Source organism: Deltaproteobacteria bacterium (assembly GCA_011375175.1).
Classification (GTDB): Bacteria; Desulfobacterota; GWC2-55-46; order GWC2-55-46; family DRME01; genus DRME01.
Genome location: DRME01000047.1, coordinates 1 through 11,353, shown reverse-complemented (window position 1 = coordinate 11,353; position 11,353 = coordinate 1). Strand labels below are relative to the sequence as shown.

Genomic DNA, 11,353 nt, shown 5'->3' with positions numbered 1-11,353 from the left:
TCCGGTGGCCGTGCCCGTCTTCGAGGCCGAGGCTCTCGACTACAGCGTGCAGGGCCGCTTTCCGGCGCTCCGGGGCGTGGACCTCGTGGTGCGAGAGAACGAGAAGGTGGCGCTGCTCGGCGCGAACGGCTCGGGAAAGAGCTCGCTTCTGCACCTGCTCGACGCCCTCGTATTCGCCCAGGGCGGCGAGGTGCGCTTCCTCGGCCGGCGTCTCGACGAGCGGGCCATGGCCGACGAGGCGTTCAACGCCTTCTTCCGAAAGAGCGTGGGCCTGCTCTTCCAGGACCCCGACGTCCAGCTCTTCTCACAGACGGTGAGGGAGGAGATAGCCTTCGGTCCGGCCCAGGCCGGACTTCCGGGGGGCGAGGTGGAAGAGAGGGTGGCGGACCTGCTCCGCGCCATGGGCCTCGCCTCCATAGGAGAAAGGGCCCCCTACGAGCTCAGCGGCGGCGAGAAGAAGAAGGTCGCCATCGCCTCGGTGCTGGCCCTCGACCCCGCGGTCCTTCTCCTCGACGAGCCGACCGGCGGACTCGACCCCCGCACCAGGGCCTGGGTCATCGGCCTCATCGAAGAGCTGCACCGGAAGGGCAGGACCATCGTCACCGCCACCCACGACCTCGACATGGCCCGGCGCACGGCCGACCGCGTCATAGTGCTCGGCGAAGACCACCGCATAGCGGCCGAGGGACCGGCCGCCTCCATACTGGCCGACAGGAGACTCCTGCAGCGGGTGAACCTCATACACGAGCACCCGCACAGCCACGACGGCTACACCCACAGCCACGAACACGGCCACTACGCCGACCACGAGCACGACCACGATGACGAGGGGGGCTGAAGGCCAGGGGGGAAAAGATCGGAGTTGCCTTGAAGACTCCTGGAGGGAGTCTCCTTGCAGGCGCGCCTTCTCGGCGGCGAGCGGCGGGGCGGGCCGTAAAGGCGTAAAGAAACCCGCCCGGCGCGGCGCGCCGGTTGCCGCCATGCAAGGCGACCGCCATACGGGGTGATTGCCGGGGCCTTTTCGAGGGGCGGCAGTGGAGCGTCGCAGGGCAAGGCTCGTCATAAAGGGCATCGTTCAGGGGGTCGGTTTCCGTCCCTTTGTCTACGGTCTTGCCGCAAGGCACGGCCTTGGCGGATTCGTGCGCAACGACGGCAGGGGCGTGACCGTCGAGGTCGAGGGGGCGGCCGGGGAGGTCGAGGCCTTTTGCCGGGCCGTCGAGAAGGGGCCTCCCATGGCCGCGGTCTTCGAGGTGGAGGTGACGCTCCTTGAACCGGCGGGCTACGGGGACTTCACCATAAGGGAGAGCCGTGGCGGCCCCGACCCCTTCGTGCCCGTGCCGCCCGAGCTCGCCACCTGCGAGGAGTGCCTGCGCGAGCTCTTCGACCCGCGGGACAGGCGCTACCGCTACCCCTTCATAAACTGCACCGACTGCGGCCCCCGCTTCACCATCGTCGTGGACGTGCCTTACGACAGGGCCCTGACCACCATGGCGGACTTCGAGATGTGTCCGCTCTGCCGCGCCGAGTACGAGGACCCCCTCGACCGGCGCTTCCACGCCCAGCCCAACGCCTGTCCGCGCTGCGGCCCGCGGCTCCGGCTCGTGGAGCCCGGCGGAGGGGAGAGGGACGTGGAGGACCCGGCGGCCGAGGCGGCGCGGCTTGTGCGCGACGGCGCGATAGCGGCCGTCAAGGGCCTCGGCGGCTACCACCTCTGCTGCAACGCCCTCGACGAGGAGGCCGTCTCAAGGCTCCGCTCGCTCAAGGACCGCGAAGAAAAGCCCTTCGCCGTCATGGCGGCCGGCGTGGAGCAGGCGCGCGGCTTCTGCGCCGTCGGCCCCGAAGAGGAGCGCCTTCTCACGGGCCCGCTGCGTCCCATCGTGCTGCTCGAGCGCGCCGGTCGCCGCCCCCTCGCGCCGGCCGTGGCGCCGGGCCAGCGCCGCCACGGCGTCATGCTCCCCTACACGCCCCTGCACCACCTCCTGCTCCGCGACGCGGCGGCGCCCCTTGTCATGACCAGCGCCAACCGCGCCTGCGAGCCCATCGCCTACCGCGACGACGAGGCCATGGAGCGGCTTGCCCCAATGGTCGACTTCCTACTCGTCCACAACAGGCGCATAGAGACGAGGACCGACGACTCGGTTGCGGCCCGGCTGGGAGGGAAGACGGTGCCGCTTCGACGCTCGCGGGGCTACGTGCCCATGCCGCTTCGGATGCCGCTGCGCTTCGAGCGAGCCGTTCTCGCCTGCGGCGGCGACCTGAAGAACACCTTTTGTCTCGGCCGCGATGGGCTGGCCTTTTTGAGCCACCACATAGGCGACCTCGAAGACCTCGCCACACTGCGCTCCTTCGAGGAGGGGATCGAGCATTTCAGGCGGCTCTTCCGCATCGAGCCCGAGGTCGCGGCCTTCGACCTCCACCCCCGCTACCTGTCGACCCGATACGCACTCGCCCTCGATGGGGTGGAGAAGGCGGGCGTGCAGCACCACCACGGCCACATCGCCTCCTGCATGGCCGACAACATGCTCGACGGCGAGGTCATAGGCGTCGCCTTCGACGGCACGGGCTACGGTCCCGACGGCACGGTCTGGGGAGGCGAGGCGCTCGTCGCCTCCTACGACGGCTTCGAGAGGCTTGCAAGGCTCGATCACGTGGCGCTTGCCGGCGGGGACAGGGCGGTCGTCGAGCCATGGCGCACGGCCCTTGCCTGGCTACACAAGGTCTGGGGCGAAGAGGCGCAGGAACTGGAGATCGACCTCGTCGAATACGTCGGCGGGCGGCGCTGGCGCAACACGGTGCGCATGATAAGCGGCGGAGTCAACTCGCCGCTCACATCGAGCGCCGGCAGGCTCTTCGACGCGGCGGCGGCCCTTGCGGGCGTGGGCCGCGAGGTCCGCTACGAGGGTCAGGCGGCCATGGAGTTCGAGGCCCTGGCCGACCGCAATGAAAGGGGTCGCTACGGCTTCGACATGGAGGCGCGGGACGGGCTGAAGGTGGTGATCCTCGACGGGATGTGGCGCGAGATGGTGAACGATATCAGGGCCTCGGCGCCGGTCCCGCTCGTCTCGGCGCGCTTCCACAACACCGTGGCCGCCGTGGTGGCGGCGATGGCGGAGTCGGGGCGCCGTGAAACGGGGCTCGACAGGGTCTGTCTGAGCGGCGGCGTCTTCCAGAACGGCCTGCTCGTGGAGCGCGCCGCGGCCCTCCTGGAGAGAAAGGGCTTGCGCGTCTTCACCCACGGCCGCGTGCCGCCCAACGACGGAGGGCTCTGCCTCGGTCAGGCCGCCGTGGCGGCGCGGCGCCGACCCCGCCGGCCTTCCCCTCCCTCTCCGTCTTGACGGCCCGTTCCTTATCGTATATATTTTTATAAACTATCTGTTGCTATTTCCCGCGGCCAGCCACATCTCGGAAACTCACCGAGTCCCTTCATCGAGGAACCACAGCCCTTCGCCGGCGCTCCGGCTCCGTTGCGAACAGTCATCGCCCTGGCGGGGCGGGCCGCGACCGCGGGCCGCCGGCTCGCGCGCGAGCGCCGGACCGGCGACCAAGGAGGGAGAGATGACCGTCGCCAGACGTTCCCATAGCGGCCTTCGCGACGCCCTCGAGCAGCAGCGCGTCATCAACGAGATACTCACCGTCTCCATGGACAGGATCCCCTTCGACGAGCAGCTCGGGCGGATCCTCGACCGTCTCCTCTCGCTGCCCTGGCTGCCCCTCGTCAGGAAGGGGGCGATCTTCCTCGCCGACGACGAGGACCCGCAGACACTTGTGCTCAGGACGTCGGTGGGGCTTACCCCGGACATGGAAAGGGCCTGCCGGACGGTCCCCGTCGGCAAATGCCTCTGCGGCGAGGCCGCCGCAACGGGCAGGATCGTCTTCGTCGACCGGGTCGACGAGTCCCACGTCATCAGATACGAAGGCATCCAGCCCCACGGACACTACTGCGTTCCCGTAAGGTGCGGCGAGAGGACCCTCGGCGTGCTGACCCTCTATGTGAGGGAGGGCCACAGCGAGCAGCAAAGCGAAAGGGACTTTCTCGCGGCGGCGGCCCATACGCTCGCCGGCATCATAGAGAGGCACAGGGCCGAACAGGCGCTCAGGGAGAGCGAGGCCCGCTACCGCCTCCTCTTCGAAAACGAGTCGGAGGCCGTCATCATCGTCGACGCCCGGACGCTGAAGATCGAGGACGCCAACAACGCGGCGCAGAAACTCTTCGGCTACACGAAGGATGAGCTCATAGGGCTCACGTCCCTCAAGCTTGCCGGTCCTGCGAAGAGATCGAGGGCCGCCCTGGAGAGGCTCTTCCGCCGCCGGCCGGGCTCCACGGCTACGCTCACCTTCCAGCGCAAGGACGGCACCGTCTTTCCCGGCGAGATGAAGGCCGGCACGTTCACCATCGACGCAAGGACGAGGATCATAGGGTCGGTGCGGGACGACACGGAGCGCACCCGCCTGGAGAAGGAGCGCGAGAGGCTCTACGCCCAGCTTCTCCACTCCCAGAAGATGGAGGCCGTTGGACGGCTCGCCGGCGGCATAGCCCACGACTTCAACAACATCCAGACGGCCATAAAGACGCTCAGCCACCTGGGGATGAAACGCAGCGAGCCGGGCGCGCAGTGCCACGAGCTCTTCGGCCAGATACTCAAAGCGTCGCAGCGGGCAACGGAGCTCACCCGCCAGTTGCTGCTCTTCAGCCGCAGCGAACCGGCCTCCCACGTCCCGCTTTGCCTGAACAAGGTCATAACGGCCCTTACCGGAATGCTCGCCCCCCTCATAGGCGAGAGCTACGCCATCAAGGTCGAGAACGACTCGGCCCTCAAGCCCGTAAGCGCCGACCGCGGCAACATGGAGCAGGTCATCACCAATCTCGTCGTCAACGCCCGCGACGCCATGCCCGAGGGCGGCACTATAACCATCAGAACCGAGAACGTCGTGCTCGGCCGCAGCGACTGCAACGAGATGGCCGGCTCGCGTCCCGGCAGCTTCGTGAAACTCACCGTCGAGGACCGGGGCGCGGGCATCTCCGACGACGAGCTGGAGCGCATATTCGAGCCCTTCTACACGACCAAGAAGTCCGGCACCGGCTCGGGCCTGGGCCTGACGGTCGTCTACGGCATCGTGCGCGATCACGGCGGCTGGATAAACGTCAGGAGCGCGCCCGGCGAGGGCAGCGCCTTCGAGGTCTACTTGCCGGCGGCGAGCGTGCAGCCCCCCGACGAGCTCGACGCCCCGCTGCCCCTCTCCGGCGGCGGCGCGGGCAAGAGGATACTGGTCGTCGAGGACGACGACATGGTGCGCGAGACGGCGGCCATGGTCCTCGAGGACGAAGGCTACGAGGTCGCCTGCGCCGCCACGGCCGCAGAGGCGCTCGCCCTTTTCAAGGAGAGAAACGGCGCGTTCCAGGTCGTCATAAGCGACTACGTGCTGCCCGACAGGGACGGCATGCGCCTCATCGACGAGCTCAGGGGCCTGAACCCGGCCGTGAAGGTCATACTCAACAGCGGGTACATGGACAACCACATGGACAAGTCGAAGATCCGGCGCAAGGGCATCAGGTTCATCCGCAAGCCCTACGACGTACCGCGCCTTCTGGCGCTGCTGGCGGAGCTCACAGGGGAAGGCGGCGCCTGACCGCCGGGGCTGATTTGACAGCCCGGTTTTTTGTGCTAAGCTCTGATTACAGGCAAGCGACAGAGTATAGACCGGCACAAAACAAGACCTTGCGGTCCGCAACGCCGCCGGGTGCGCCCTTCGCCCTTTAGGGAAACTCTGATTTATTGCACTGAGGGAACCTTTTTGTAAAAAGGTTCCCTCAGACTCCCTCCAAAAACTTTCAATGCTTTCGTACTCCCCTGATTTTGCTTGCAAAATCAGGGGAGTACGAAAGGCATCAGAAGTCTTTGAAGGGGGTTTGGGGGAAGCGTGGGCCTATGGCCCTTCTACAGAAAGTTTCCCCCAGGGTAATTAATCGGAGCTTCCTCAGTATCGTGCGTCCTTCCCGCGGGCACGTTCCCGACGGATGCGCGCGGCGCAACGCAAAGGCACTTCGAGGGGGGGTGGTCCTTCATGGAGCCCGAGCTCGGCAGGGAATTTCTCGACGGTCTGGAGCTGAAGGGGGTTTCCAGGCGTTCGTTCCTCAAGTTCTGCGCCCAGGCGGCGGCGCTTCTGGGGCTCTCCCAGGCCGCCGTGCCCCGCATCGCCGAGGCCGTGGAGCGGATGAGCAGGCGCCCGCCCCTGGTGTGGCTCGACTTCATGGAGTGCCTGGGCTGCACCGAGTCCTTCATAAACGCCACCTACCCCGAGGTCGACAGGATAATCCTCGAAATACTGAGCCTCGAATACCACGAGGCCGTCAACGCCGCCGCCGGTGAAAAGGCCCACGAAAACCTCTGGAAGGCCGTCGACGCCGGAGGCTTTCTCTGTGTCGTCGAGGGAGCGGTGGCTACGGGCATACCGAGCGCCATGACCATAGGCGGTCTGACCTCCATGGAGATCATGGAGCGCGTGGGCCGCAGGGCCGACGCCGTGGTGGCCGTGGGCATGTGCGCGACCCACGGCGGCACCCAGGGCGCAAGCCCCAACCCCACGGGCGCCGTGGGCGTAGGGGAGTTTCTCAAGAGCAGGTCCATCGCCACGCCGGTCATAAACCTCCCCGGCTGCCCCGTAAACCCCGAAAACATCATCTCCACGGTCCTCCGCTACCTGCTGCTCGGCGCTCTCCCGGAGCTCGACGCCTACGGCCGTCCCCTCGACCTCTACGGCAGGACCATCCACGACAACTGCCCGCGGCGCGGCCACTTCGACGAGGGCCGGTTCGTCGAGCGCTTCGGCACCGTCGAGGAGGCCCGGGGCTACTGTCTCTACAAGGTCGGCTGCCGGGGACCCGAGACCTTCAGCAACTGTCCCCAGGTCCTCTGGAACAACCGCCAGAACTGGTGCATCGGCGCCGGCGCGCCCTGCATCGGGTGCTTCGAGCCCCGCTTCTGGGACCGCTTCGCCGACTTCTACGAGCCGCTGCCAGGGGTGGAGGTGGCGGGGGTGAGGACCACGGCCGACAGGGCGGGCATCGCCCTTGCCGCGGCGGCCGCCGCCGGCGTGGGCGCACACCTGGCCGCAAGCGCGGCCAAGGGCAGGCTCGGCAGGAAAGAGAGCCGCGTGGTCAGGGAAGAAGAGGAGGGGGGTGAGTAGGCCGTGGCTCAAAGGATAGTGATAGACCCCATAACGCGCATAGAGGGACACCTGAGGATCGAGGTCGAGATAGCGGGCGGCAAGGTGGTCAATGCCTGGAACACGACGACCCTCTTCCGCGGCTACGAGATCATCCTCAAGGGCCGGGACCCGCGCGACGCATGGCACTTCTCGCACCGCATCTGCGGCATATGCCCCACGCCCCACGGCCACACGGCGGCCATGAGCCTCGAAGACTCCTTCGGCGTAAGGCCGCCCGACAACGCAAGGCTCATAAGAAACCTCATGGAGGCCTCGCAGATAGCCTACGACCACATACTCTGGTTCTACATCCTCAACGGCTTCGACTACGTGGACATCGTGAGCGCCCTCGAGGCCAGGCCGGCCACACCGTCGCTGCGGCGCGTGCAGGAGCGCATAAAGACCTTCGTCGACAGCGGCCAGCTCGGCTTCCTGGCAAACGCCTACTGGGGCCACCCCGAGTACCGGCTCCCGCCGGAGCTCAACCTCGAGATCGTGGCCCACTACCTGGAGAGCATAAGGGTGAAGTCGCTGGCCAACGAGGCGGGCGCCGTCTTCGGCGGCAAGTTCCCCTACATCATCACCTCGCCGCCCGGCGGCGTGACCTGCATCCCCACGCTCACCCAGATAGCCGACTATGAGGACAAGATGGCCAAGGTCAAGGACTTCGTCGACAACACGGTCGTGCCCGACCTGCTGGCCATAGCGCCCTACTACCTCTACCTCAAGGACTACGGCGGCGGCCACAGAAACTACATCACCATGGGCGTGCTCGACGCCGAGAGCCAGGACCCCTACGAGCGGCTCTTCCCCCGCGGCGCAATCGAGGCGGCGGATCTCTCGAAGGTTGAGCGCATCGACCTTCTCGACGACATAGAGGAGTACGTGGGCCACAGCTGGTACACCGACCGTTGCGGAGGCGGCAAGAACCCCTCGGTCGGCGAGACGGAGCCCGACTTCACGGGCACGGAGGGCATAAAGGAGATAGACCACGAGGGCCGCTACGACTGGACCAAGGCGGTAAGGCTCAAGGGACGCCCCATGGAGGGAGGGCCGCTGGCGCAGATGCTCGTGGCCTACGCATCGGGACGGGAAGAGGCCGTAAGGCTCGTGGACGACACGCTCGAGGCCGTGGGTATGGCGGGCCGCCACGAGATACTCTTCTCCGCGCTGGGCCGCGTCGTTGCGAGGGTGCTCAAGCTGAAGATGACGGTGGACGCCGTGCAGGGCTGGATAGACGAGCTCGTGGGCAACATCAAGCGCGGCGACATGGACTTCTACACCCCCTACGAGATACCGGACTCGGCGAGCGGCGTGGCGGGCTGGGACGCCCCGCGCGGCTGCATAACCGACTACAACACCATAAAGGGCGGCAGGCTCGAAAGGTGGCAGGCCGTGCCGGCGTCGAACTGGAACTTCTCGCCCCGCGACGACAACGGCACAAGAGGGCCGGCCGAAGAGGCGCTCATAGGAGTGCCCGTGCAGGACGTGCGAAACCCGCTCGAGATCCTGCGCGTGGTCCACTCCTTCGACCCCTGAATGGCCTGCGCGGTTCACGTGATTGAGCCGGAAACAAACGAAATACTGAGTTTCAGGGTCCGCTGAGGGAAGCTCTCCGAAAAAGGCTCCCCCTTCTTGCACGCCGGATGGAGGAGTGTCCGCGCAGCGGCCTCCCGGAGGTCCGGGCCGCAAAGGCGTAACAATCCCGCCTGGCGCGGGCCGGACCTCAGGGAGGCCGCCACCGAGGGGAGCTCGGGGTGAGGCCGGGCCGTCCCCCCGCGCGGGGAAGTCTCCCCCAGGCGGAACTTTTCTCTACACCTGAAAGGAGCAGCGGTCATGGAGGAGAGGTATCTGCGCCACGACCTGGCCGAGCGCATCGTCCACTGGGTGATGGCCCTCTCGGTACTGCTTCTCATGGGCAGCGGACTCAACATCCGCTACCCCGGGCTCATACCCGCAGGCGACATGAACGGCGCAAGGTCGCTCCACTTCATCTCCATGTACGCCCTCGTCTTCTCGTGGCTCTTCCACGTCTACCACACGCTGGCCGTCGAGCGGAGAACCGAGATATTCGGCGTCTCGGACCTGCGGAACCTGCCGCGCACGGCGGCCTACTACCTCTTCCTCGCCGACGAGCCGCCCGCTTTCGTAAAGTACAACCCCCTGCAGAAGCTCACCTACAACCTGCTGTGGGCGCTCATATTCGTCCAGGCCCTCACGGGTTTCGGCCTCTACTGGCCGGCTCGGCTCATGGCGGTGAACGAGCTCATGGGGGGACTCATGGCCGTGCGCATGCTCCACGACTTCCTCATGTACGTCTTCGCCTCCTTCATCATAGTCCACCTCTACCTCGTACTCACCGAGGACATACGGGCCCTGTGGGCCATGTTCCACGGATACTACTACAGGCGCTCCGGCGGGTGAAAGAGCTGCTGACGGAGACGGTGCCGGGGCGAGGGCGGCGGGGGGCGGAGCGCTTCCCGTCCCGTTTTTTTGCCATGAGAGACGAAGGCCGCGCCGTCCTGGTGCTGGGGGTCGGTAACATCCTGTTGAGAGACGAGGGCCTCGGCGTAAGGGCCGTGGAGCACCTGAGGGAGCGCTACGTTCCGCCCGAGGGCGTGGAGCTCGTGGACGGCGGCTGCGGCGGCTTGAGGCTCCTGAGCCTCCTCGCCTCCCACAGCCGGGTGATCGTAATCGACGCCGCAAGGGCGGGAGGCGAGCCGGGCTCGGTCTACCGCATCCCCGGCGAAAGGCTCCATCGGTCGCTGCCGCTTATGACCGCCTGCCACGACGTGGGCCTGAAGGAGCTTCTGGCAATGGCGCAACTGGAGGGAGCGAACCCCGAGGAGCTCGTGGTCATAGCCGTCGAGCCGGCCGACATCTCGCCGGGACTCGAACTGAGCGAGACGGTGAGGGAGAGACTCGACGACGTGGCCTCCCTCGTAAAGGACGAGCTCGCCAGGTTCGGCTACGACCTGCGCAGGCTTGAGGGAAGCCCTGATTGATTGCGCTGGGGGAAACTTTCTGAAGAAGGGCCACAGGCCCACGTTTCCCCCCTGCCCCTATGTTATTCGGGTCTTCGGCCGTACCGGGGGTTCGGCCCGCGCCAGGCGGGATATTTTTACGCCTTTGCGGCCCGAACCCCCGGTACGGCCCCCAGAGGCAGCCGGCGCGGACAATCTGGGGGAACCGTGGGTCTGTGACCCTTTTACAAAAAGGTTCCCTCAGGGCAATAAATCAGAGTTTCCTTGTCAATGTGCTTGCGCGGCGGCGGCCGGGAGGTCCGGGCGCAAAGGCGTAAAAGATCCCGCCTGGCGCGCCCGGACCTCCCGGTCGCCGCCGCAAACGAAGAGCCCTTCTGCAGGAAGTCCCCCCAGGCGGCCGAGCAGGGCCTTCTCCGGGAGGTATGGCGCTCATGCACGAGATGGGGATAACGGTAAGCGTGGTGGAGGCCGTAAGGGAGCGCATGGAGCGTGAGGGGGCGAGCACGATCAAGGAGGTGCGGCTGCGGGTGGGAAAGCTCACGGCCCTCGAGCCCCTGGCCCTGAGCTTCTGCTTCGATGCGGTCTCCAGGGGCACTCCCCTCGAGGGCGCGCGCCTTTTGATCGAGGAGGTGGCGGTCAGGGGCCGCTGCCGTGGCTGCGCAACGGAGTTCGTCATGGAGGGCTACCTTCTCGAGCCCTGTCCCCGCTGCGGCGGCGCGAATATCCTCAGGCTCTCGGGTACGGAGCTCGAGATCGTATCCATCGACGTCGAATAGGCGCACGGCCCGCCTCCCCCCCTCCCCCCCGCAGGCAGGGGGATGACAAACATACCCCCTCTTCAACCCTCCCGGTCCCGTTCCGGGCGGCTCCCCACTTATTGCTTGACAAAGGGCTCCAAGCGGTGTTTCCCTGCTAAGGAGACTCTGATTAATTACCCTGAGGGAACCTTTTTGTAAAAAGGTTCCCTCAGACTCCCTCCAAAAACTTTTAATGCGACTTGGTTTCCCCCTGTTTTGCTTGGCAAAACAGGGGGAACCCAAGTCGTATTGAAAGTCTTTGAAGGGGGGCTGGGGGAAACTTTCTACAGAAAGTTTCCCCCAGTGTAATAAATCAGAGCTTCCCTAAGGAGACTCTGATTTACTGCACTGAGGGGACCTTTTTGT

Annotated in this window: 8 protein-coding genes; all 8 read left to right on the top strand. The window is 66.2% G+C overall.

The window, feature by feature from the left end; genetic code table 11:
• Positions 1-4: 4 nt before the first annotated feature.
• The 8 genes from ENJ37_03200 to hypA all read left to right on the top strand — a co-directional run bounded on the left by ENJ37_03200 (position 5) and on the right by hypA (position 10,966).
• A complete protein-coding gene (locus tag ENJ37_03200) occupies positions 5-838 on the top strand; it encodes an ATP-binding cassette domain-containing protein (protein ID HHL39493.1) in 834 nt (277 codons plus the stop codon).
• A gap of 196 nt (positions 839-1,034) precedes the next feature.
• A complete protein-coding gene (gene hypF, locus ENJ37_03195; GenBank protein ID HHL39492.1) occupies positions 1,035-3,335 on the top strand; it encodes a carbamoyltransferase HypF in 2,301 nt (766 codons plus the stop codon).
• Positions 3,336-3,555: 220 nt separating this feature from the next.
• Positions 3,556-5,628 carry a PAS domain S-box protein gene (locus ENJ37_03190; GenBank protein HHL39491.1) on the top strand — a complete coding sequence of 691 codons (2,073 nt, stop codon included), beginning with the start codon at positions 3,556-3,558 and terminating at the stop codon, positions 5,626-5,628.
• A 435-nt stretch (positions 5,629-6,063) separates the two neighbouring features.
• Positions 6,064-7,185, top strand: coding sequence for a twin-arginine translocation signal domain-containing protein (locus ENJ37_03185; protein ID HHL39490.1), 1,122 nt, complete (start codon positions 6,064-6,066; stop codon positions 7,183-7,185).
• A 3-nt stretch (positions 7,186-7,188) separates the two neighbouring features.
• Positions 7,189-8,745: a nickel-dependent hydrogenase large subunit gene (locus ENJ37_03180; protein ID HHL39489.1), complete on the top strand. Its 1,557-nt coding sequence runs from the start codon at positions 7,189-7,191 to the stop codon at positions 8,743-8,745.
• A gap of 297 nt (positions 8,746-9,042) precedes the next feature.
• A complete protein-coding gene (locus ENJ37_03175; protein HHL39488.1) occupies positions 9,043-9,630 on the top strand; it encodes a hypothetical protein in 588 nt (195 codons plus the stop codon).
• Complete coding sequence (locus tag ENJ37_03170; GenBank protein ID HHL39487.1) at positions 9,627-10,211, top strand: hydrogenase maturation protease; 585 nt, start codon at positions 9,627-9,629, stop codon at positions 10,209-10,211. Before ENJ37_03175 ends, ENJ37_03170 begins: the two co-directional genes overlap by 4 nt.
• 401 nt (positions 10,212-10,612) lie before the next feature.
• A complete protein-coding gene (gene hypA / locus ENJ37_03165; protein HHL39486.1) occupies positions 10,613-10,966 on the top strand; it encodes a hydrogenase maturation nickel metallochaperone HypA in 354 nt (117 codons plus the stop codon).
• Positions 10,967-11,353: the final 387 nt, after the last annotated feature.